The following is a 22,401-nucleotide window of genomic DNA, read 5'->3' on the forward strand; positions in this document are numbered from 1 at the left end:
ACAATGTTAGATTCTAAATTTTTTCGTCAAGACATCGAAGAAGCTGCAGCACGCCTTAAAAAGCGTGGCTTTGAACTCGATGTTGCTAAGATCACTGAATTAGAAGAAAAGCGCAAAGCGCTACAAACAAGAACTCAGGAACTGCAAAGTGAGCGCAACAGCTCGTCGAAAGCGATTGGCCAAGCGAAAGCCAAGGGTGAGGATGTTCAGCCTTTATTGGATGCCGTTGCGAACCTTGGCGACCAATTGAGTGTGGCTAAAGAAGAGCAAGACAAGGTGCTTGCTGAGTTGAATGACTATGCGTTGACTTTACCTAACTTACCGGCTGAAGACGTACCTGAAGGGGAAGACGAAGCGCAAAATGTTGAAGTTAGCACTTGGGGCGAACCCAAGCAGTTTGATTTTGAAGTCAAAGATCATGTTGATCTTGGCGAGGCTTTAGATAAAGGCTTGGATTTTGAAACTGGGGTGAAATTAAGCGGCTCGCGCTTTACCGTAATGCGCGGTGGTATAGCTAGAATGCACCGTGCGTTGGTGCAGTTTATGTTAGACACCCACACTGAGAAAAACGGCTACACTGAGATGTATGTGCCGTACTTGGTCAACAAAGCCAGCTTGTATGGCACCGGGCAATTACCCAAGTTTGCTGAAGACCTTTTTCATACTGAGGCGTTGTCAGAGGACCAAGATGGCTTTAGCTTAATTCCGACTGCTGAAGTGCCGCTGACTAACTGTGCACGCGACATGATTTTTGATGAAAAAGAGCTGCCATTAAAAATGACCGCTCATACTCCTTGTTTTAGAAGTGAGGCCGGCAGCTACGGTCGCGACACCCGTGGCTTAATCCGTCAGCACCAATTTGATAAAGTCGAGCTTGTGCAGTTAGTAAAGCCAGAAGATTCAATGGCAGCGCTTGACGAGCTGACAGGCCATGCTGAACAGATCTTACAAGCATTAGATTTACCGTATCGCAAAGTCGTTTTGTGTACCGGCGATATGGGTTTTGGCGCAACCAAAACCTACGATCTTGAAGTGTGGCTACCGGCGCAGGACACCTACCGCGAAATCTCTTCTTGCTCTAACATGTGGGATTTCCAAGCGCGCCGTATGCAAGCTCGATTCCGCCGTGCTGGCGAGAAAAAGCCAGAGTTGTTACACACATTAAATGGCTCAGGTCTTGCTGTTGGCAGAACCTTGGTGGCCATTTTAGAGAACTATCAGCAACAAGATGGTTCAATTGTTGTGCCTGACGCATTAAAACCGTATATGGGTGGTATCGAGACAATCAAAGCAAGCTAATTGCTTTGCTGTTTTCGCCTTTGTTAGCACAATAAAATGCAAGTTATTGAAAAGAGGTTGGATTAATCCAGCCTCTTTTTATGACTAAATGATGAATGTTTTTTTACAGCTTCTAAACTCGTTTCAATACACTTCTTAGTTAAAACTCAAATCAGTTATTCTGCTTATAGCCAATACATTAAATAAATTTTGTTCTGGGATTCTTTGCATTTAAGAATTACATTTTTGATCGTTGCATGACTCAAGGAGATGTGATTTATTGAAGGTATGGGTTTGGCCAAATCTCATAGGAAAGCGGGTACACGTTAAGTGCAATTACCGCTGGTGTTTAACTTTTCTCAATAAACCGAAGTAAACGACGCAAGGGCGAGTGGCTGACGCACATGTTCAGGCTCGCTCAGTGAATCCAACGTGTTAGTTACACTAATGCTGATCGAGAAAAAGGTGAGGATATTACCTATGAAGAGACAGAAGAGAGACCGTTTAGAAAGAGCACATTCACAAGGTTTTAAGGCAGGATTAGCCGGACGGTCAAAAGAAAATTGTCCCTATCAACAGTTAGAACACAGATCAGAATGGTTAGGCGGATGGCGAGAAGCCATGGATAATCGCAACGTTTTTAAAACATAATAGCGAATTTAGGAGAGCAAAGCCCCAGTTAGGGGCTTTGTTGTTTTATAAAGAAAAACGTATTAATTAAAAGGCGCTAGTATCTTGGAACAGGCCAACTTTTAAGTCTTTCGCTTCATAAATTACTCGACCATCCACCTCAACCGTACCATCGGCTAAGCCCATAAATAGTTTACGCTTGATCACTCGTTTCATGTCGATGCGATAAGTGACTTTTTTCGCTGTTGGTAGTATTTGTCCGGTGAATTTCACTTCACCAACGCCTAATGCACGACCAAGTCCTGGGCCACCAGACCAACCTAAAAAGAAACCAACTAGCTGCCACATAGCATCTAAACCTAGACAGCCTGGCATAACAGGATCGCCTTTAAAGTGACAGTCAAAGAACCACAGGTCAGGGTTAATATCGAGCTCAGCTATCATTTGGCCTTTGCCGTGTTCGCCACCGTTGTCATTGATTTCTACTATGCGGTCCATCATTAACATATTGTCGCTCGGTAGGCGGCAATTGCCTTCACCAAACATTTCTCCACGACCACACTGAATAAGTTCTTCTTTTGTATAGCTGTTCTTCGGTTCCATAAACTCTTCTTCTTAGCTTGCAAATTGACGCTACTTTAGCGTACAGATGTACGCTAAACAACTCCGAACAGTTAAAAACTGCTCGGTTAAATGTAAACCATGGGCTAAAGATATGTCGAATTAATTAAAATTCAAAGATTTCCCGAAATTAAATGCAAATCAGTACCACTTAGGGGCGATTTATAGCGTGAAAAACTTTATAATCGGCATTGTTTTTTAGCAGGCTAAGTTAGGTAATCTATGATCCTTTTTGTTGACGCGTTAACCGTAATTGACTTTTCTTATCTTTGTCCACGCCGTGGTGCGGTAGGGGAAAGCTGGATCACTGATATTGAACTTCATGGCGATTTAAATGATGAGTCCATGGTGTTGGATTTTGCAAAAGTAAAAAAACAGATAAAGCACATCATTGATGAAACGCTAGATCATAAACTGGCTATTCCAAGTGAAATGGCCTGTCAAAGTGAACAGCAAGCAGGGCGTTTTAGTTTTGACTATCAGCAACAACAGACCCACATTGCCATGAGTGCACCTGAGCAAGCTGTGTGTGTTATTGAAGGGTCAGAAATAACAACCCAAACTGTGATTGCTTATCTGAAATCGCAAATCATGACCAAGATGCCAAGCAATGTGAAAGACGTTGATATTACGCTGCGGCCAGAGCAAGCCAATGGTTTTTATTATCACTATAGCCATGGCTTGAAAAAACACGATGGCAATTGCCAACGAATTATTCATGGTCACCGCTCTTTAATCGGCATTAAGTTGAATGACATCAGTATGCCTCGGCTTCAAAAGCAGTGGGCGGACAAGTGGCAAGATATCTATTTGGGCAGCGAAGAAGATCTTATCTCACAAGACCAGCTTAAATACGTAGCCGCGAACACAGACGACCATTGCTTTGCCTATACTTCATCGCAGGGTTATTTTGAGTTAGCAATAAGCCAGTCACGCTGTGATATTCTGCCGTGTGATACGACCGTAGAATGCATTGCTGAGTATTTGGCAGGGCAAATCAAACTATCACACCCGAACGACAAAGTGACCGTAAAAGCGTATGAAGGGGTGGGGAAAGGAGCCATTGCTTATGCTTAAAACATTAACTGCAACGCTACTTGTTAGCCTGTCTTTTTGTTCTCTCGCGCTTGAGCTTAAAGGCAATTTAACCCAAGGCGGCTTAGTGATGGGCCAGTTACCAAACGCTACTGCTGTGCATTTTAATGACAAGCCGTTAAAACTGTCAGAGCAGGGAGATTTTGTTTTTGGTTTTGGCCGTGATGCCAAGCTTACCCATACTTTAAGTTGGAAAAATAAAAATGGCGAGCATAGCAGCAAAGACATAGTGATCACCAAGCGCCAATATGACATTGACAAAATAACTGGGGTGGCTAAAAAGTACGTTTCACCCCCTAAAGCGGTGCTGCAACGGATAAGAACGGAAGCTCAAGCGGTGTCGAAAGCGCGACAACACAATTCCGATTTTCTATTTTTTAAGGAACCGGTTTATCGCCCTGCAGTGGGTCGCATTTCGGGTGTATATGGTAGCCAGCGCTACTTTAATGGCGAACCTAGACGTCCGCATTTTGGTTTAGATATTGCAAATAAAACCGGTGAACCAGTGTTAGCGCCATTATCTGGCAAAGTCGTATTTGCCGATAACGACCTTTATTACAGTGGTGGCACCTTAATCCTCGATCACGGCCATGGCATTACATCCACTTATATCCACCTGAGTAAAATTACGGTGGCATTAGGTGACTTGGTGACCACTGGTGATAAAATTGCCGAAATTGGAGCCACAGGGCGGGTAACCGGTCCGCATCTTGATTGGCGCTTTAACTGGTTTGGGGAGCGTTTAGACCCAGCCTTACTTATGATTGATACATTAGCGGATAAAGCAGTAAAGAAATGACAGACGAACAAATACAAGCCATTGTAGAGCAACGAATTCAAGACTCGATTACACACGTTACTAAAACCGTGTTCCCTGGTCGAACGAATCATCACAACACCTTATTTGGTGGTGATGCCTTAGCTTGGATGGACGAAGTAGCGTTTATTGCCGCCACGCGTTTTTGTCGTAAGCCCTTGGTAACGATTTCATCAGACCGAGTTGATTTTAAAGAAGCTATCCCAGCAGGCACTTTTGCAGAGCTAGTCTCTAAAGTGGTTCATGTCGGTAATACCAGTCTAAAAGTGGATGTAGCGATTTACCTAGAGCGCATGCATAAAGACGATAAACATTTAGCGATTACCGGCAGCTTCACTTTTGTTGCGGTTGATGATAACCACAGACCAACGCCGGTGGTGTGCGAAAATATGCTAAATGGCTTTAAGTAATTCTAACTGAATTTACTTATGTTGGTGTGCTTTTAAGCCATTGCCACGTAAGAGTCACATAGATTTATAGAGGAGCTGTTTGCTCCTTTATTCTTTACCAATAAAGAACACATCATACTATATGTTGTTATCATTTAACCTAGTGCAAAATTTCAGAAAATTGTCAAAAGAGGGCGTTTCTTTTTATAAACTGATTTAGTTTGAAAGGCTCAAAATGAAGGGAGTCAGATAGGGCCGTTGCACATTGCTTCTCAATCTGTATTTCCAGTTCAATCGCTTTACGTGGTAATTGCTCTGCACTGATAGGATCAAGCACTAAGACATAATAACTACTGATACATTCAAGCAAGGTAATGTGTCTAAAAGTAGCTAAATTTGCTTGTTCAATCGCTGCTTTGTTATTTAGGCTGGTCTTATCAAGGGTGTAAAAATAGGGCTCTGAATTAATCGTAAAGCTAATTAACAACTGCGAAAAAAGCTGCAAAATGTTGAGTTCATTTTCTGCTGAGTGTTGCTTGTTTATTTCTATTAAGTAGGTTTCATCACTACTGTTATGAAGAATTTCACATTGTAACTCGCCTATTGGAGAGGTGTAGCTGCCATTGCCAGCAAAGCATGCTGCAAACTGTGAGATCAACGCCGTTGTAATATGATTAGGTAAGTTATGTTTGAGTATGTTGCCTTCATCATCAATCAGGATCCGCGGTGCACTGTTACTTTGTAACTTGGTTTTCACTAGGTCATTGAAGTAGTTGGCATTAGATGCATCCAATGCCGCTGTAACCTCGGTAATAAGTGCCTGATTTTCCCATGGCTTACAAATAAACTTATCCGCAGTGTGGTTATTGATCATGGCTATCAACATATCGGAATCGGTATAGCCACTGAGTACAATGGCAATGATGCCGGGTTGAATCGACTTCGCTCTAGATAAAAACTCAGCCCCATTCATCTTAGGCATTCTAAAATCTGACAGTACCACTTGCACCGTATGTTCTTCGAGGTAACTAAGTGCATCATGTGGTGAATCAAAGCACTCGACATCGACACCAGGCAGACGCAATACTCGGCGCAACGTACTTAAAATAGCGGGTTCGTCATCGACAACGAGCACAGTGTGTTTAGGCAAAGTAGTTTTGTCTAAGCTCATAAAAATGCTCCATCCAAGCAGGAGAATCTTGAAAATGGGTAGTAATGATATCGGCGTGTACTTGTTTATTATCGACCGTGTCCACTAACAGCAACAAGCGCATCGACTCATTGTTATCTGGAAGGCCTGCACAAAAGGTGTCATACATTAATCCTAAGGTACTGATTAGAGTAGCTTCGTAACCAATGTGGGTGGCAATAAAAACACTTATTTTTAATTTTTCAGCGTAGTTTTGCATCTCTTTAAAGCCACATATATTTGCTATTTCTTCACCCAACTCCCCTAAAAATAACAGTGACTCGATAAATACCAGCTGCTCTTTGTTCATTTCCATAGCAGGTGTGTGATTTACTATTTCTTTGAGCAATTTTACTTTTTTAAAGTTGTTTTCTATGCGCTGCTCACAATCATGGATAGTATAATGAGCCGTTACCATGGATTGAAAACATGTGGCGGTAATAATCGCGGATATTAGATCAATGCCTAGGGTTTTTATCGCCGTTTCTAATGAGTACTTTTTGGTCGACAAGCCCACATAAGCCGTATTACATAGGTGAAATAACTTCGCTTGGATCACCAGCTCTTTTTCTAGCAGCTTAGTGAGTTTTTTAAAATCCAAGTCAACATCATCTAGCTTATTAAGCAATAAAGGGAAGTCATTAATAATAAACGTATCAATTAACGCCAATTCCAGTTCTTTTGGTAACTTCAGTGTGCTTAAACGGTCTGCTGCAATTAACACTTCGTCTAAATCGGACTTTTTAAAAGGCTTAGCAATGATAAAAGTGGTTGCTAATGAGCTTGGTGTTAATATTTGTCCGCTGGTGTCACCGGTTAAAAGGACACTTAGTGTATTTTTAAAATGTTGCCTGGTTTGTTGGATTAACTCTAAGCCATTTAGCTTTGGCATTAAGTAATCTGTGACTACAAGATCTAACTGCGTGAAGCGACTTAACTCTTTAATGAACTCTACAGGTGATGAATAGGTGTTAATTTGCGCGTCTGGTACACTAACCTTAAAATATCGCACTAACGATCTCAGCATGAGTTCATCGTCATCGATAATGGCAATAGTTAATGGCTCAGGATTCATAAACAAAATGCCCCAGTTTGTCATCTGTGACAGGCCGACCAATTAGGTAACCTTGTACTTCATCACAGCCTAGTTCATCCAATACCTCTAACTGTTCAACGTTTTCGACCCCTTCAGCGACCACTTTCAGACCGAGTCCGTGAACTAAGCGAATGACATTTTGTACCAAGTCACGGGCAGATTTATCCCCAGCTATATCATCGATTAAACTTCTGTCTATTTTGATAATGTCGACTGGTAATCTGGCAATATTTGAAAGAGAAGAATAACCTGTACCAAAGTCATCAACTGCAATGGATAACCCCAATAATTTGAGTTCAAGTAACTTTTCTCTTGCTTGAGGAATGTCTTCAAGCACATCACTTTCTGTTATCTCAAGCTCAATATGTTTTGCTTCGATGTTGTGCTTTTCTAGGACCGTTTTTATGCCTGAGGTAAAATCTGGGTGAGACAATTGTTGCGCAGAAATATTCACGGCTACTTTCGTCACTGCAATGTCTTGTTGCAGCCATTTTGCCAGTGTTTTGCATGCCATATCTAACACCCAGTTACCTATTTTTATAATATGACCATCCTTTTCAGCAATGGGAATAAAATAGGCAGGGGAGGTCATATCAATGGTGTCATTACTCCAGCGGATCAAGGCTTCACAACTACTAATAGATTGCTTTTTTAAATCCAGCTTCGGCTGAAACAATAAAAAGAATTCATCATTTTCAACAGCGCTGTACAGCGCTTCAGACACTTTATGCTCATTGAGCTTTTCTGATAACAATGAGTGCGAGTACTGCATATAAAAGTCAGTTTTTGACTCGCTTACGAATTGATTGTATATCACTAAGTTATCAATAAGTGTCGACAATTCTTCTTCACTTTTGACTGTGGTGTAGGAAGCCGAAAACTTAACCTGGACACCTTTGCGGTTGAAAAACACACTAATCAAGTGGGTTAAGGCATCGAGAAATTTGTGCACAGCCAGTTCATTAATGACTGAATTAAGGAAGAAAACCCCTTGATCAGAGCCAATCTCCAATAATGTATATTCACCGTATTGCTTAAGTTTGTTATGGTCAACCATAGAGGCAAAGCCATCATTCCAGCTGGGCATGTTAGCGATTAGGTTTTTCACCAGTAAATCTCTAATTTTGAGACAAATAACCACGGATTTGGGTCGGTATTCTATGGTCTCTAAAAACTGTTGCTTAGTGCGATAGAATCCCTCAAATTCGTTACCAACTGGCGTTAATGTTTTAATAATAAACAAGTAAGAGTTATTGGCAATAAGTTTCAATTCCAGCTGACATAAGGTCCCGGTTGAAGCTAGGGTAGCAACTCTTTTATCGCCAAAGTGATTGAGCTCAACAGCTTGTTCAAATATAAAAAGTTGATTGAAATTGCCACGCTGTTTTTCGCCTGCAACAAGCTCGGTATAGGCTAGGTTACAGTCGATAATATTGCCAGATTCATCCACTTCAACAATGGGCGCAGGGTTGGTTTGCAGTACTTGTTGCTTAATGACATTTTTTTTGTGGTTTTCTAACGCATCCTCTACAGCTTGATATAGTTCATCGCTGCTCCATGGTTTCGAGATAAATCGAAAGGTGTTGTTGGCATTAAGCAAGGCTTTCATGTCTTCGTAGTCGGCCTGACCACTCAACACCATACACTGAATATTTGGCTCAATTTTTTTTAGCGCCTCAATCAATTGCTGGCCATTTATCTTCGGCATTCTAAAGTCGGTAATAACCACGCTTGGTGGCGTTTGCTCGGCAAGTATTAACGCCTCAGAGGGATCAGAAACGGTGATGACATCATAGTTTTTTATTTTTAAGGTGCGTTTTAATGATTTTAGTATATCTAACTCATCATCAACCAGCATGATCTGCTTGGTCATAGTTACTCCGTTGAGTAATGGACATTTAGTTCATAGCAATCGAAATATAGTTAATGACGCCGCCATGGTTTAAGTTGTCGAAATCAATAAGGCAAATTTGAAAAATGAATAATTAATTTTTTCATAGGGTTGGTAAGCGATTAATGCTTAAAAAGCTTATCCCCAACCATTACCATTTCAGTTTAGTCGAGATTCTTAGTTTGCCAAATGTCTGTGTAACGTCTGTCGAGCAGGAGTAAGCGGCAATAAAAAAGGGAGCAAGTTGCTCCCCATTACTTATCGCTCACAGTACCATTGCGGCTATCCAACCAAAGCAAAGCAGCGGAATATTAAAGTGCAAAAAGGTTGGCACTACTGAATCCCAAATATGATCATGCTGACCATCGGCGTTCAAACCTGCTGTTGGCCCCAGTGTGGAATCAGAAGCAGGGGAGCCTGCATCACCTAGAGCACCAGCCGTGCCAACTAAGGCTGCGGTGGCCATGGCAGAAAAACCAACTTCTAAAGAAAGTGGAACAAACAAGGTTGCTATAATCGGCACGGTAGAAAACGAACTACCTATTCCCATGGTGATTAATAGTCCCACTAATAAAATCATAGCAGCTGCTAATGGTTTATTTTCTCCTACAATTTCTGCGCAGCTGGCAACTAAACTGGTAACATCCCCGGTGGCTTTCATTACCGCAGCAAAGCCTTGTGCCGAAATCATAATAAAACCAATCATTGCCATCATGGCAACGCCTTTACTGAACACATCTGAGTTTTGTTCCCACTTAACGATGCCAAATAAACTAAAAATCATCACGCCAACCAGCCCGCCTAAAATCATCGAGCCGCTAATATTTTGCGCGACCAGTGACGCGACAACTGCTGCACTTCCCACTAACATCACTTTTTTGGCTTCACTGCCAGTGGGTATAGCGTGAGTATTTTGGGCGAGGGTCTTACTATCTTGGTAATTTCTTTTTTTACGGTAGCTAATAAATACCGCGATCAGTAACCCTAATAGCATACCGGATGCCGGGATCATCATAGCCATGGGAACATTATACTTTATAAGCTCGAGGCCATTTTCAACCAAGTTTTTGTGCAAAATAGAGTATAAATAAATGCCGCCAAAGCCATAGGGAAGGACCATGTAGCTGGTCGCCAAACCAAAAGTTAAAATACAAGCGATGGCGCGTCTATCAATAGTGAGTTTATTGAGCACAACTAATAAGGGGGGGATCAAAATGGGTATAAAGGCAATGTGCACGGGAATTAAGTTTTGCGACGCAATAGAGCAGCTTAAGATTATCAGCATAATAAACATACTGAGGTAAGTGGAACCGTCACTGTCATTGGCGTTGACGATACCAAGGAGTTTATGCGCCAAGATTTGTGTTAGACCTGACTTGGATATGGCCACAGCAAAGCCGCCTAACATGGCATAGCTTAAGGCAATTTCAGCACCACCAGAAAGGCCATCGTTAAAGGCATTCAATGTGGTTTTCAAATCAAGTCCAGCGACCAGGCCTGCAGCCATGGCACTGACCGTCATTGCAACAATTACATTGATCCTAACCAGGGTTAACCCCAACATGAGCAAAACACCCAAAATAACTGCATTCATATTATTCTTTTGCCTTTTTTATTATTTGCTTAGTAAGTTGCTGTATGGATTTAGATTCCGCCTCAGATAGTTCATTTTGACGATATTGTGCCTTTTCAAACAGTTCATAAAAGCTATCCACGGCCTGTTTTATTTCCGGTTTCCGTGTTGCAATGGTGGCCAGCACTTGCTTAGGGGGATGGCTGGAGTGGCTATCATTGACGCCAGCTAATATAGCATTGTAGCAACCTAGTTCGATAGCCTGTTTTGGTCGAATTAAACGTTTGCTAAGGTAAAATGCCGCTACACTTAACAGCAATATCACCACTAACACTAAGATACCTGCCCAAAATTGACCATGATTGCCAAACCAACTCTGAAACAGAGATTGTTGTTTGTCGCGGTCGAAGTTAATGACCGTCATCGTCCAGTGGTAGTCTAACTCCTCGAGTTTCACCCGTAACCAATTAATCGCGGGCAAATTGGATAAGCCAATAAGACTGTAGCCGACTCCCGATTGGAACTCGGTTGATACTGACTGCAATTGCGAGAGGCTGCCATTCATTCGCTCAGGCGACACCCAAGCCGTGGGGTCGAGGCGCTGCCAACCTTGACCTGGCAAAAAGTATTCGACCCAAGCGTGAGCATCGTATTGGTAAACACTGTAATAACCTTGTTCAGGGTTTTTCTCACCACCTAAATAGCCCGAAACCAGACGGGCAGGGTAGCCGGCACTGCGTAACATAAAAGCCGCAGCGGAAGCATAATGCCCGCAAAACCCGTTTTGGGTTTCGAACAAAAAGGCATCAATACGATCATCTCGATTAATCACGGTAGGGGTTAAGGTGTAATTAAAGCCTTGTTGTTGGAAATACTGGCGCATTAAAACAATAAACTCTGATACTGTTTGTGAGCGCTGTTGCCACTCCAGTGCCAACTGTTGTGTCTGTTTGTTATCAGTTTTGGGAAGGCCAGTATTACGTCTTGAAAACCAATCGCTTAAGCGCGTTTGAGCATTAAAGTTGCTGTATTGAATGCGGTATTCGATTGGCTTGGTGGTGAGTTCTTTTAAAAACACCGTGCCAAAGACGCCGTTATTAAGTTTATCACTGTTAGATTTAGCGTAACCAAGAGCATACATCCAGGGCAAATGACTAGGCTGGGCGACTATGGTGGCGTTATTGCCTTGGGGCAACGTCTGCGCACGACTAACACGACCTTGAAATTCAGATAACTGCCACTGTTGACCATCGTAGGTATCATGGATCATGGCGCGCCAATAGAAGGGTCCCTGCTGAGTAGGATCATCAAAAGAAGCTCTAAACACCAATTCGCTGGAGCGTGATAACTCGGCAATGTTAAATGGGTCGACGTTCTCTGATAGCCCGGTTTTGGCTTTATTTTGGGGTGATGGTAATTGCCAAAAAGCTGGTAATTTAGGCATAAACACCACCATTAATACCACCACCGGGAGCGTGAGCAGTAATCCACGACTGCTAGCGCTTAACGCGGTACTTACTCGTATTTTCTGCTCCAAACTCACCATGATGGCCAGATTACCCACCAATAATATCAATACCAACACGGCAGCAAAAATACTTTGAGTGAACAAGAATAAGCATGGATAGGTGAAAAAGTTGAGGATGCAAACTTGGCTAAACTGCTGTTTTTGCGTTGCATGGAGCTGCTTTAACATCGAGGCGATGAGCATTAAAGCAACAAACATAGAAACGCTGTTTTGAAAGCCTATCAACACAGCGGTACAAATGGCGCCAAGTAGGGTGATCAGGTTTATAACCGTTACACTGACCACTGCAGCTTTACCAACTAGCCGAACAATTTGCCAAAATAAAAAAGCACTGCACAGGGCTATAAACCCAATCCCAAAGTCATCGATTAACACCACGCTTAACAACCATAAAAAGAAGGTAGTGCTGTAATACCAAATCGGCGGCTTAAAATTCACTTAACGCCTCCAGACACAGCTTTTTATGATCTGGACCTTGGCCAAAAGCAAAGCGGTGTTGCTGTAAATATAACGCATAGGGCTGTTGGCGCTTTTCAGCATCAACAATCAAGCGGCATAGCTGGCTTAACCTTTCTTCCTTATCACCAAAGAGCCGACTATAGTCAAAGACTAACTTGCTGGGATCAGCCGAGCTTTCTTGGCTGTGTTTAATCAGCATTTTGTCGCTTTTAGCGTACTGCTTCCAGGCGACTCGACTCAGGCTCATGCCATTTTGATACTCTTTAAGGTGATCAAATTCAGGGCTTGATTCTGAGCTATTTGCTCGTTGTGATTTTTCATTCTGTTGTTGGCCGTATTGATTAGTAGTTAAAGGCGTAGCACTCGGTTCTGGGTAAATATAAAACGTGTCATCAGGACAAAGATAAGACCAAGTTTTTACTAAACCAAAAGGAAAGTAACTGCAAAGGGTGATGGCGTTAATTGGGTAATGACCACGAGTGAGACCCGCAATGTTAAGCTCAATTACTTCGCTACTGGAAACCTCATCGAAGCAGTGCGGCTGTTCTTCATATTGAGTTTGTACTCGCAATGATTGAATTGCTTTAGGTCCAGTGATTTCCAGTGACAGCTTTGATGGATATGGATAGAAATTGGCGAGCGCTGATACGTATCGGACATTTCTTTTGTATAGATTAAAAAAGCCCATAAATAGGGCGGCTGTCATCATTATCGCCATCATGTAGGATACGGCTAATATTAAATTGTTTTGATAATTAATACCTAAAATAAAATTTAATGTGGCAACCGCAATAAAAAAGACCCCGTCTTTTGACGGCAGAATATAAATATTCTGATGAGACAGCTCAAGCTCAGAAGCTTTATGACGCTGTTGGATCCATTGCGTCAACTGTGCACGCAGGTGAGAAAGCATTATTAATGTACCGAGACCTGCTGTAGGACTTGCTCCATCACTTGTTCGCCGTTACGACTGTCGACACCTAAGCGGTGCGCGCAAACCGGAGTGAACACAGCTTGGACATCATCGGGTAACACAAAATCTCGACCACTAATAAAAGCATAGGCTTTACTCGCCGCCGCCAATGAGATGCTTGCTCGGGGCGACAAGGGGTCGCTAAATTGTTGCGTATTACGAGTGAAGCTCACTAGGCGCAGAATATATTCGATAATACTGTCACTGATGGTTATGGTGTTGAGCTCATCTTGGTACCTTGCCAAGCGTTCTGCATCAATGACTGTGCTAAGCTCTTGTTGTGTGCGGCGGTTTTTATTCGCCGACTTGATTAATTGTGTTTCTGCTTGCAGTGAAGGGTAACCGAGACTGATGCGCATGAAGAAGCGATCCAGTTGCGACTCCGGCAACGGGTGCGTGCCAGATTGATGTTGTGGATTTTGGGTGGCAATAACAAAAAATGGGCTAGGGAGCTGGTGACTTACACCATCAACCGTGACTTGGTGTTCTTCCATGGCTTCTAGCAGCGCAGATTGTGTTTTGGGACTAGCTCGGTTAATTTCATCCGCTAATAAAACCTGGCTAAAAATGGGCCCAGAGTGGAACTCAAAACTCTGTTCTTGGCGATTATAGATTGCCGTACCAGTTATGTCTGATGGCAATAAATCACTGGTAAATTGAACTCGGCGATAACTTAAGCCAAGTACGTTGGCCAGTGAATGTGACAATGTGGTTTTGCCCATACCTGGCAAGTCTTCAATTAATAGATGACCACGGCACAGTAAACTACAAAGGGCGAGTTTGATTTGCTCAGGTTTTTCTAATATAACCTCAGAGAGCGCTGAGATAACTTTGTTCAAATCACCATTCATGTGACCAGCTCTAAGCGCTTCATCACTGAATCGACTTTATGAGCATTAAAAGGTTTAGCAATAAAGCCTTTAGCACCTAGCTCCCAAGTGTTTTGTACATTTTCCATGCTGTTGTGACCTGAGCACATAACCACGTGGGCTGCAGAGAAGTGTTCGTTGATGTATGAGAGAATTTCAGTGCCGTCGGTATCAGGTAGTTCAATGTCTAAAAATACCACACTAGGCTGTTTGTTTTTTAACAAAGGTTTTGCTGACTCAAAATCTTCGCAGCCATATACTTCCTCAAAGCCCAAGTTTTCCAAAATTTGGCTTAAGAAATCTCTAACTTCAACCGCGTCGTCGATAATTAAGATTGGTTCTAAAGGTCTTACAAATTCCATATGCCGATACTTCAATTGAGAAATTCAATCACATACTATAAAAAGCCAATGCATAGCTCAATATAAAATAGTGGAAATATCACCGTTATGTCCGATACCGTCTAGTATTGGACATTATTGTGATTATTACTGCATTACAAGAGAGCAAAAACCGACTATATATAGAAATATACTTTACCTCCTATAATTTACGTTATGTTAAATAGTTTATTATGAGACAATATGTCCCACTTTCATACTTGAACGTAAATGCCCTACGAAACGCTTGTTTTTATAAGTTAACTATTCGGGTCTTCAATTCTAACTATTTTCAATCAACCACTCACTAATCCATAGCTTAAGAGTCTTATATCAAATGATCACCACGCCTTCTGAGGATTGTTGGTTTAATAGAATGCTCTAGCCATAGTTACTGGTGCGCTTATTGCTCATATATGATTAGCAGACTGCACTTTATAGTTCATTACATTGCCAGACTTACGTTGAAGCCCTAGTTAGTGTTCAACAGTTGACGACATGAATTGTTTTGCATGAGCTTTTGACTTTTCGGCGTGCGGTATTGAGATGATTTTACTGCTTAGCAGGCTTACACATTCGCTAGTGTAAGCCTGCTAATAAGCGATTAGTTATTGCAATCACTGTCCGAGACAAACGTCAAATCGTTCTGCTTTAAGAAGTACAACGCACCATCATGTGCCGCGATATTTGAGACTGTGTTTTCAATGCCTTTTACAAAGCTATAAGTTTGCTCGCTTACATTGAACGCATAAGCTGAGGTGTTATAACTGCTAATACCATAGAGCCCTGCTACACAAGTTTGTGGATCTTCAGTGCCTGGGTTCGCTGTGCCAGTATCTTGCTGCTCACCACTACGTTATCTATCAATACGCCATAAGAATCAGACTTACCAGCGCCGCTAAAGCGTAACTCACTTTGCTCAATAGTGGCTGTTACGGTGAATTGATAGTGCGTTCAACCTCTTGATACAGCTTGAAAGTGGTTAGTGTTGTTGGCTATTACTCGAGCAGAATAATAAAACAAGATAAATTCGACATGGTTTGGTACTTAAGTCGTATAAAAGCCTCCCCTAGGTTTAGGGGAAGGCCATTTATTAGTGCAGCGCTGCAGTAAATGGGATGCGTTCACAGATCTCTGCTTCAGCGAGGAGAATTTCTTCTAAACGTTGGTCAATAATCGCTTTGTCAAAATATTCATAACCTAGTTCAACGAAGAGGTTTTTATGTTTTTCTTCTGATTTGGCAATCATGACATAAAAATCTTTTTCTTTACCTTCAGGCAGGGCTTCGGCGACCAAAGAAAAACGCTCATGTCCCCTCGCCTCTATTACCGCCGCAACTAAAAGACGGTCAATCAAATATTCATCAGTCCCTTGACGGAACAAACCGCGCATACCTTTAATGTATGGATCTTTTTGATCGTTACCAAGTGTTGTGCCACGTTCAGTGAGTAGTTTTAAAACCTGTTTAAAGTGGATCATTTCTTCAATGGCTAAATCCGCCATGGCTCTAACCAATTTGATTCTATCTGGATAATGACCGAGCATGGCCATTGCCATGCCCGAAGCCTTCTTTTCTGCGGCGGCGTGATCTTGTAAAAACGTATCAAAGTCAGCCATGACTTTTTCAGTCCAGCTAAAAGGCGTGTGATATTTCAATTCAAACATGATGACTTGTTGTTGATAAGAGTATACGTGCAGTATATCAAACTGCTAGGTGTTGGCGAAGGGTTCGCTATATAGCAAAGCGTCTTTATCGGCTTTCCCGGCTCTGGTGGATTCAACCTTTAAAGGGTGGCTTATCCATTTCCAAGCCGTGACTTTACCACCAATATTAACATGCGGAACCGCGACCGTACCGGCTTTACCGTTACCTATGTAAGCAGCCAGTTGGCTGCCTATATCGGCTTGGTCTATTGTCACATCAAGTAAAGGCAATTGATGTTGCTGTGCGAATTGATAAACCTGCTGTTGATGTCGTTGATAACAATCGAACCAAAAATTATCACTGTCAAAGTGCTTATCAAATTCAGGAAACACAGATAGATAGCAGCGTTTAATGGTGTCATTAAAACCACCACGCTGCGAAAGCAGGTTGTTTTGCATCGCTGTCATTAAGCGCTTAATAGAGGGAAGCCATAATTCAAATGGTCGTGACAAATGCAGTAATTTACTGTTCGGGTATATGGTAACGAGGTTTTTATAGTCACAAAAAACAGGTGTATCAGCGAGCAGCTGAGCCTGGCCAAGTGCCTCACGGGTGTAAGCGGTGTGGGCCGTTTTAATCCCTAGATGCAGTGCCGCTATGCAAACACTGGTGGTACCGGTGCGAGGTAACCCTGTAACTAAAATCTTCGCTGTATTCATGACCTGGTTCAAATACCTTTAGTGATCCACTCAAGACACGGGCATAAATAACAAAACGCCCTCATCATGAGGGCGTTAGTGTATCTATTTATGGTATTAACAACCAGAATTAATCAATTAAATAGACGGCATAGACCTCTGCACTTAATTTGATACTTCCGGTGTTATAGGCATCTTTTAATGCGCTAGCATCCGCTTCCATTGCCATTGGAGCCGCGCGCATATACGGCCGTGTGGGTGTTTGCATTGGCTGCATTGACACAGAATAAAGTTTGGCCAACTCAACATCAAACTCAGCAGCAAGTTCTTTAGCCGCTTTTTTGGCGTCTTTGATGGCGGTTTTTTTCAGGCTATTAAGAAACTTACTCTCGTTCTCTACCGTAAACTCAGTGTTGTTAAACTGGTTAATGCCGCTGTCGACCAAGGCTTGTAGCAATTTCGGATAATGGCTGATGTCTTTTAGTTTTAGGGTTAAGCTGCGGCTGACTCGAAAGCCCTTAAATTCTTCTTCGTTAGTGTCACGGTTATACCGTGTTTGACGATAAACATTAAGTTGATCGGCATGAATATCATCGCTGGCGATGTCAAAGCGCTTAGCAATTTCAATTGCTTTGGCCATTACGCTATCAACGTTCTCTTTTGCTTTAGGTAACGCTTTATCTTTTTCGGTTATGGCCACGCGGATCACGGCCGTATCAGGCTGCACCTGCATAAATGCGGTGCCTTTAACGTATAAGTGGGGGGCGTCAGGTAAAGCACCTGCAAAGCTAAGTCCTGATAAGCACAAAGCGAAAAGTCCGGTAAGTATGCGCATTTTCTGCTCCTAAAAATTCATTCCCTGCTATTCAAGCACATTTGCATTAACTACTCCTGAATTAGCACTTGCGGTAACAATGATTAACAAAAAGGCCGACATAATGTCGGCCTTAAACGATTAGATACTACAGCGTTTGTAGTTTCTGTATTCCGGCAGCCAGTAGTTGCGTTCAATGGTTGCCCAAATGGCATCGTCTTCCATTTCCAGTGCCGCGCCCTCTTCCATGGCCTTTTTCGCTACCGCAAACGCAATGCGTTTACTTAGCGGCTCAATTTCGGTCAGTGCCGGTAATAAGCTGCCTTTGCCTGTATTGGCTCGGGGCGATGACTCAGCTAAAGTTTCGCTGGCCACCATCAACATACTGTCAGTGATACGATTCGCTTTAGCTGCTAACACACCTAAGCCAATACCAGGGAAAATATAGCTATTATTACACTGTGGGATCACTGTGGTCTGGTCGTTATGTACCACCGGCTCAAACGGGCTGCCGGTTGCCACAATGGCTTGACCATGGGTCCAAGCAATCACGTCTTTAGGATGAGCTTCAACCTGACGTGATGGGTTACTTAGTGGGAAGATGATCGGTTGCTCACAACCGGCATGCATTGCTCTTATCACCTGCTCGGTAAATAAGCCTGCCTGCCCAGATACACCAATTAGAATATCTGGTTGCGCACAGTGCATCACGTCAAGCAAGGAGGCGTATTCACCACTGTAAGTCCAGTCTTTTAAGTTCTCATGCTGCTGCACAAGCGCGGCCTGAAAATCTCTAAGGCCTTCCATTCCTTCGGTCAATAGACCAAATCGGTCAACCATAAATACTTGGCTGCGGGCCTGAGTATCTGAGATCCCCTCAGACACCATTTGACTGATGATTTGCTCAGCAATACCACAGCCAGCAGAGCCGGCGCCAACAAACACCACTTTTTGCTCCGACAACTTGGCTCCTTTGACCCTACAGGCCGCTAACAGTGAACCCACAGTAACGGCTGCAGTGCCTTGTATATCGTCGTTAAAGCTACAAATTTCATTGCGGTAGCGTTTCAATAACGGCATGGCATTAGGTTGTGCAAAGTCTTCAAATTGCAATAATACATTCGGCCAGCGTCGTTTAACGGCTTTAATAAATAGCTCTAAGAACTCATCGTATTCCTCTTGAGAAATACGTTTATGTCTGGCGCCCATGTACATAGGGTCGTTAAGGAGCTTTTCGTTGTTGGTACCAACATCCAACATCACCGGTAACGTATAAGCTGGGCTAATACCGCCACATACGGTGTAAAGGGCCAGCTTACCAATTGGGATCCCCATGCCGCCTATACCCTGATCGCCTAGACCTAGAATACGCTCGCCATCGGTGACTACGATTACTTTTACTTTGCCTTTAGTGGCATTGCGTAAGATATCATCAATGTTATAGCGGTCTTCATACGAAATGAACAAACCACGAGAGCTGCGGTAGATATCAGAAAACTTTTCGCAGGCATCGCCCACCGTCGGGGTGTAGATGATGGGCATCATTTCTTCTAAATGATCTCGCACTAAACGGTAATAAAGGGTTTCGTTATTATCCTGAATAGCACGCAAGTAAATGTGCTTATTTAAGTTATCGTTAAAGCTGGAATACTGTTGGTAACAACGTTCAACTTGTTCTTCAATGGTCTCGTAGCGTGGTGGGACTAAACCGGCAAGGTTAAAGCTTTCGCGTTCACGCTGAGAAAATGCACTGCCCTTATTTAACAGCGGCGTTTCGAGTAGCGTGGGACCTGAGTATGGGATATAGAGATAATTTGGATCAGATTTTTTAGTCATATTTACAAGCTGGACACTAATTTTTTGTCTAAAGGTTCATTATTGTCGAAAAGGATTAAATTACAATGAATTTAGTGCTCATCAGACCAATATTAAAAGTGAGCCAAAACACCTAAACTATTGGTTTTGGCTGCACTTTATTGTAGCTTAAAAGCGTTAGCGACACTATGAGTTATTCGCTGCTTTCTCCTAAAGCAACCCCTTCTCGACGCGGATCGGCACCACCTTCTAAGTATTTGTTATGCACTGCAATGGCATGAAGACCAGAATTGAGGTCGCGGAGCTGTACGCGATGGCCTTTTTGCTCAAAATAGTCCGCATGCTTAGCAAGCTCAGTCCCTTTTTCTAAGGTGGTGTATTTATTGCGATTGGTTATCTTAGGCAAATCGATTGCCTGTTGTGGTGATAAGCCCCAATCTAATACGCCTACAATGGTCTGGGCAACGTAGTTAATAATGCGACTTCCCCCAGGAGAGCCAACTATCAGCTTTAATGAACCGTCTTTGTTAAATACCATTACTGGCGACATTGAACTACGCGGACGTTTTTTCGGTTCAACCCGGTTCGCTACCCATTTACCGCCAACTTTGGGTGATAAGGCGAAGTCAGTTAATTGATTATTAAGCAAATAGCCATTGACCATTACGGTGGAACCAAATGCCATTTCAATGGAACTGGTCATGGAAATGGCGTTACCTTGATCATCAACAATCGACACATGAGTCGTTGATGGTAACTCATAACTGTCATCCATGGCATACGCAACCTGCCCCGCGGTTGGATCGCCTACCGGAAAATTATTATTGTCGTTGTCGCCGATAAGTGCACTGCGCCCCTGCAGATATTCTTCATTCAATAACGCTGCGGTGGGAACCGTGGTAAAGTCTGGATCGGCAACGTAATAGTCACGGTCGGCAAACGCCAGCCTCGAAGCTTGGGTGAATAAATGCAAGGCTTCTAAGTCGTTGGCTTTATATTGACTGAGCTTAAATGGCTCAAGAATTTTAAGCATTTGCAGCACAGCAATGCCACCGCTGCTTGGTGGGGCCATCGAGCACACTTTATACTCATGGTAGTTGCTGCAAATGGGGTCTCTCACCTTACTTTGGTATTGCTCTAAGTCACTAAGTTGCAGCTTGCCTGGGGCAATGTTTGAATTTTGCACTGCCTGAACCAGTTTAGTGGCATTTTGACCTTCGTAAAAAGCATCAATACCTTGATACGCTAATTTAAAGTAAAAATTAGCTAACTCTGGATTTTTCTTGGTCGTGCCAGCGCGAAGCGCTTTGCCATTAGGATAAAAATACTCTTTCGCAGGGCTTAACTTGGTCAGGCCGGGGTTAAGGCGTTTTTCCAGTAGCATCTGCAGTCTAGGAGAAACGGTAAAGCCCTCTTTGGCTAATTGAATGGCAGGCTTGAATAGCTCAAGCCAAGGTAATTTTCCATATTTATCGTGAGCCTGTTTAAAGGCATGCAAAATTCCCGGCACGCCCACGGAGCGGCCACCAACCACGGCTTCTATCCATCGTACTGCTTTGCCGTTACGGTCTAAAAATAACCCAGAATCGGCGTCTTGTGGTGCCGTTTCACGACCATCAAAGGTGATCAGTTTATCTTTACTTTTATCATAATAAAGAATGAAACCGCCACCGCCAATGCCTGAGGATTGTGGCTCTACCAGCGTCAACACTAATTGAGTTGCTATCATGGCATCCACGGCGCTACCCCCTTTGGCTAACATCAGCTGCCCGGCCTTGCTAGCGTATGGGTTTGCAGCCACCACCATGTACTTTTCTGCGGTGCGAGCTTGTTTGGCCTCAAAGCCCGTTGCCGCTTCCGGCTCTCGGACTTCTCTTTGAGCTTGCTGCTCTAAGGCTCGGGTATAATTAGAAAAGCTAAGTGTCGCTATCACAGCGAGAGATGCAAGTGTTTGTTTCATAATAATCGTATTACTGACTTCATAATGTTGGCATCATAAAAGCAATTAGGCACAATATGCAAAAATTTAATTACGAAATGCTATGTTTGAGCTGCCATTAGAAAGAAAATACCTGCTGCCGCCGCTATCACTTGCCTGTATTGCTTCAGTATTGATGCTTTTACAATTAGGTCCTATGTTAGACTTTGACCGCAACGCCATCAATCATGGCGAGCTTTGGCGCATCCTAACTGGGCAATTCATGCACAGTAATGTCTACCACTTGCTACTCAATGTGCTGGGTATTGTATTTATTTGGTTATTGCACGCCGAATACACTCGACCCCGTCAATATGCCTTTAATGTGTTGTTTTTAGCGCTTTGGACTGGGGTGTTAATCTATTTCTTGGCTCCTAATATAGTTGTATATACAGGCTTAAGTGGCTTATTACATGGCGTCATTATTTGGGGAGCGGCGCAAGATTGTCGTCGTAACATGGTCACAGGCTACCTTTTATTTATTGGCGTTTGGCTTAAAATCGGCTTTGAACAAAGCCAAGGGGCCAGTGTTGAAGTGGCACGTTTAATCGAGTCTCGAGTGGCAATTGAAGCACATTTATACGGTGCCGTGGGCGGTGTAATCTTGTTTATTGCTGACTTGCTATATCATCAAAAAAGGCCAGCATAGCTGGCCTTAACAG

At 42.9% G+C, this 22,401-nt stretch carries 20 protein-coding genes; 6 read left to right on the forward strand and 14 right to left on the reverse strand.

The window, feature by feature from the left end:
• Nucleotides 1-3 precede the first annotated feature (3 nt).
• Nucleotides 4-1,299, forward strand: coding sequence for a serine--tRNA ligase (serS, locus tag R3P39_RS06050; RefSeq protein WP_336566306.1), 1,296 nt, complete (start codon nt 4-6; stop codon nt 1,297-1,299).
• 459 nt (nt 1,300-1,758) lie between these two features.
• A complete protein-coding gene (gene rmf, locus R3P39_RS06055) occupies nt 1,759-1,929 on the forward strand; it encodes a ribosome modulation factor (protein ID WP_336566307.1) in 171 nt (56 codons plus the stop codon).
• A gap of 66 nt (nt 1,930-1,995) precedes the next feature.
• Here rmf and fabA read toward each other — a convergent pair whose 3' ends face one another.
• On the reverse strand, nt 1,996-2,511 hold the full coding sequence (gene fabA, locus R3P39_RS06060) for a 3-hydroxyacyl-[acyl-carrier-protein] dehydratase FabA (protein WP_336566308.1): 516 nt from the start codon (nt 2,509-2,511) through the stop codon (nt 1,996-1,998).
• 240 nt (nt 2,512-2,751) lie between these two features.
• Between fabA and R3P39_RS06065 the strand changes: the two genes are divergently transcribed.
• Genes R3P39_RS06065 through R3P39_RS06075 form a run of 3 tightly spaced genes read left to right on the forward strand, consistent with a single transcriptional unit; the run spans nt 2,752 to nt 4,851 of the window.
• Nucleotides 2,752-3,606, forward strand: a complete 855-nt coding sequence (locus R3P39_RS06065; RefSeq protein WP_336566309.1) for a 6-carboxytetrahydropterin synthase — start codon at nt 2,752-2,754, stop codon at nt 3,604-3,606.
• On the forward strand, nt 3,599-4,423 hold the full coding sequence (locus R3P39_RS06070) for a M23 family metallopeptidase (protein WP_336566310.1): 825 nt from the start codon (nt 3,599-3,601) through the stop codon (nt 4,421-4,423). The genes R3P39_RS06065 and R3P39_RS06070 overlap by 8 nt, the downstream gene beginning before the upstream one ends.
• A complete protein-coding gene (locus R3P39_RS06075; protein ID WP_336566312.1) occupies nt 4,420-4,851 on the forward strand; it encodes an acyl-CoA thioesterase in 432 nt (143 codons plus the stop codon). Before R3P39_RS06070 ends, R3P39_RS06075 begins: the two co-directional genes overlap by 4 nt.
• Nucleotides 4,852-5,014: 163 nt before the next feature.
• On the opposite strand, the gene R3P39_RS06080 is transcribed toward R3P39_RS06075, so the two are convergent.
• The 13 genes from R3P39_RS06080 to ggt form a co-directional block, all read right to left on the reverse strand.
• Nucleotides 5,015-6,001, reverse strand: a complete 987-nt coding sequence (locus R3P39_RS06080; protein WP_336566314.1) for a response regulator — start codon at nt 5,999-6,001, stop codon at nt 5,015-5,017.
• Nucleotides 5,973-7,094 carry a response regulator gene (locus R3P39_RS06085; RefSeq protein ID WP_336566316.1) on the reverse strand — a complete coding sequence of 374 codons (1,122 nt, stop codon included), beginning with the start codon at nt 7,092-7,094 and terminating at the stop codon, nt 5,973-5,975. Before R3P39_RS06085 ends, R3P39_RS06080 begins: the two co-directional genes overlap by 29 nt.
• Nucleotides 7,084-8,988, reverse strand: a complete 1,905-nt coding sequence (locus R3P39_RS06090) for a GGDEF/EAL domain-containing response regulator (protein ID WP_336566317.1) — start codon at nt 8,986-8,988, stop codon at nt 7,084-7,086. The genes R3P39_RS06085 and R3P39_RS06090 overlap by 11 nt, the downstream gene beginning before the upstream one ends.
• A gap of 283 nt (nt 8,989-9,271) precedes the next feature.
• Complete coding sequence (locus R3P39_RS06095) at nt 9,272-10,600, reverse strand: Na+/H+ antiporter family protein (RefSeq protein WP_336566319.1); 1,329 nt, start codon at nt 10,598-10,600, stop codon at nt 9,272-9,274.
• Between the two features lies 1 nt (nt 10,601).
• Nucleotides 10,602-12,545, reverse strand: a complete 1,944-nt coding sequence (locus R3P39_RS06100) for a transglutaminase family protein (RefSeq protein ID WP_336566321.1) — start codon at nt 12,543-12,545, stop codon at nt 10,602-10,604.
• On the reverse strand, nt 12,535-13,479 hold the full coding sequence (locus R3P39_RS06105) for a DUF58 domain-containing protein (RefSeq protein ID WP_336566323.1): 945 nt from the start codon (nt 13,477-13,479) through the stop codon (nt 12,535-12,537). The genes R3P39_RS06100 and R3P39_RS06105 overlap by 11 nt, the downstream gene beginning before the upstream one ends.
• A 2-nt stretch (nt 13,480-13,481) precedes the next feature.
• Entirely contained in the window at nt 13,482-14,390 is a 909-nt protein-coding gene (locus R3P39_RS06110; protein WP_336566325.1) for an AAA family ATPase, read from the reverse strand.
• Complete coding sequence (locus R3P39_RS06115) at nt 14,387-14,770, reverse strand: response regulator (protein WP_336566326.1); 384 nt, start codon at nt 14,768-14,770, stop codon at nt 14,387-14,389. The genes R3P39_RS06110 and R3P39_RS06115 overlap by 4 nt, the downstream gene beginning before the upstream one ends.
• 1,111 nt (nt 14,771-15,881) lie before the next feature.
• Nucleotides 15,882-16,454 (reverse strand): tRNA-(ms[2]io[6]A)-hydroxylase, encoded by a 573-nt coding sequence (locus R3P39_RS06120; RefSeq protein ID WP_336566328.1) that lies wholly within the window; start codon nt 16,452-16,454, stop codon nt 15,882-15,884.
• Nucleotides 16,455-16,499: 45 nt separating this feature from the next.
• Nucleotides 16,500-17,153, reverse strand: a complete 654-nt coding sequence (locus R3P39_RS06125) for a sulfotransferase (protein ID WP_336566329.1) — start codon at nt 17,151-17,153, stop codon at nt 16,500-16,502.
• A gap of 109 nt (nt 17,154-17,262) precedes the next feature.
• Nucleotides 17,263-17,967, reverse strand: a complete 705-nt coding sequence (locus R3P39_RS06130) for an SIMPL domain-containing protein (protein ID WP_336566331.1) — start codon at nt 17,965-17,967, stop codon at nt 17,263-17,265.
• Nucleotides 17,968-18,087: 120 nt separating this feature from the next.
• The gene (locus R3P39_RS06135) at nt 18,088-19,782 is read right to left on the reverse strand and encodes an NAD-dependent malic enzyme (RefSeq protein ID WP_336566332.1); all 1,695 of its coding nucleotides are present in this window, start codon (nt 19,780-19,782) and stop codon (nt 18,088-18,090) included.
• Between the two features lie 172 nt (nt 19,783-19,954).
• Nucleotides 19,955-21,721, reverse strand: a complete 1,767-nt coding sequence (gene ggt / locus R3P39_RS06140; RefSeq protein WP_336566334.1) for a gamma-glutamyltransferase — start codon at nt 21,719-21,721, stop codon at nt 19,955-19,957.
• A gap of 82 nt (nt 21,722-21,803) precedes the next feature.
• Between ggt and rrtA the strand changes: the two genes are divergently transcribed.
• Entirely contained in the window at nt 21,804-22,388 is a 585-nt protein-coding gene (gene rrtA / locus R3P39_RS06145) for a rhombosortase (protein ID WP_336566336.1), read from the forward strand.
• The last annotated feature ends 13 nt before the right edge of the window (nt 22,389-22,401 follow it).

The organism is Pseudoalteromonas sp. UG3-2 (assembly GCF_037120705.1).
Classification (GTDB): Bacteria; Pseudomonadota; Gammaproteobacteria; order Enterobacterales; family Alteromonadaceae; genus Pseudoalteromonas.

What these genes read in the sequence shown, in the direction of transcription:
- serS (WP_336566306.1), top strand. Translation starts at nt 4, where the DNA reads ATGTTAGATTCTAAATTTTTTCGTCAAGACATCGAAGAAGCTGCAGCA.
- rmf (WP_336566307.1), top strand. Translation starts at nt 1,759, where the DNA reads ATGAAGAGACAGAAGAGAGACCGTTTAGAAAGAGCACATTCACAAGGT.
- fabA (WP_336566308.1), bottom strand. Translation starts at nt 2,511, where the DNA reads ATGGAACCGAAGAACAGCTATACAAAAGAAGAACTTATTCAGTGTGGT.
- R3P39_RS06065 (WP_336566309.1), top strand. Translation starts at nt 2,752, where the DNA reads ATGATCCTTTTTGTTGACGCGTTAACCGTAATTGACTTTTCTTATCTT.
- R3P39_RS06070 (WP_336566310.1), top strand. Translation starts at nt 3,599, where the DNA reads ATGCTTAAAACATTAACTGCAACGCTACTTGTTAGCCTGTCTTTTTGT.
- R3P39_RS06075 (WP_336566312.1), top strand. Translation starts at nt 4,420, where the DNA reads ATGACAGACGAACAAATACAAGCCATTGTAGAGCAACGAATTCAAGAC.
- R3P39_RS06080 (WP_336566314.1), bottom strand. Translation starts at nt 6,001, where the DNA reads ATGAGCTTAGACAAAACTACTTTGCCTAAACACACTGTGCTCGTTGTC.
- R3P39_RS06085 (WP_336566316.1), bottom strand. Translation starts at nt 7,094, where the DNA reads ATGAATCCTGAGCCATTAACTATTGCCATTATCGATGACGATGAACTC.
- R3P39_RS06090 (WP_336566317.1), bottom strand. Translation starts at nt 8,988, where the DNA reads ATGACCAAGCAGATCATGCTGGTTGATGATGAGTTAGATATACTAAAA.
- R3P39_RS06095 (WP_336566319.1), bottom strand. Translation starts at nt 10,600, where the DNA reads ATGAATGCAGTTATTTTGGGTGTTTTGCTCATGTTGGGGTTAACCCTG.
- R3P39_RS06105 (WP_336566323.1), bottom strand. Translation starts at nt 13,479, where the DNA reads ATGCTTTCTCACCTGCGTGCACAGTTGACGCAATGGATCCAACAGCGT.
- R3P39_RS06110 (WP_336566325.1), bottom strand. Translation starts at nt 14,390, where the DNA reads ATGAATGGTGATTTGAACAAAGTTATCTCAGCGCTCTCTGAGGTTATA.
- R3P39_RS06115 (WP_336566326.1), bottom strand. Translation starts at nt 14,770, where the DNA reads ATGGAATTTGTAAGACCTTTAGAACCAATCTTAATTATCGACGACGCG.
- R3P39_RS06120 (WP_336566328.1), bottom strand. Translation starts at nt 16,454, where the DNA reads ATGTTTGAATTGAAATATCACACGCCTTTTAGCTGGACTGAAAAAGTC.
- R3P39_RS06125 (WP_336566329.1), bottom strand. Translation starts at nt 17,153, where the DNA reads ATGAATACAGCGAAGATTTTAGTTACAGGGTTACCTCGCACCGGTACC.
- R3P39_RS06130 (WP_336566331.1), bottom strand. Translation starts at nt 17,967, where the DNA reads ATGCGCATACTTACCGGACTTTTCGCTTTGTGCTTATCAGGACTTAGC.
- R3P39_RS06135 (WP_336566332.1), bottom strand. Translation starts at nt 19,782, where the DNA reads ATGACTAAAAAATCTGATCCAAATTATCTCTATATCCCATACTCAGGT.
- ggt (WP_336566334.1), bottom strand. Translation starts at nt 21,721, where the DNA reads ATGAAACAAACACTTGCATCTCTCGCTGTGATAGCGACACTTAGCTTT.
- rrtA (WP_336566336.1), top strand. Translation starts at nt 21,804, where the DNA reads ATGTTTGAGCTGCCATTAGAAAGAAAATACCTGCTGCCGCCGCTATCA.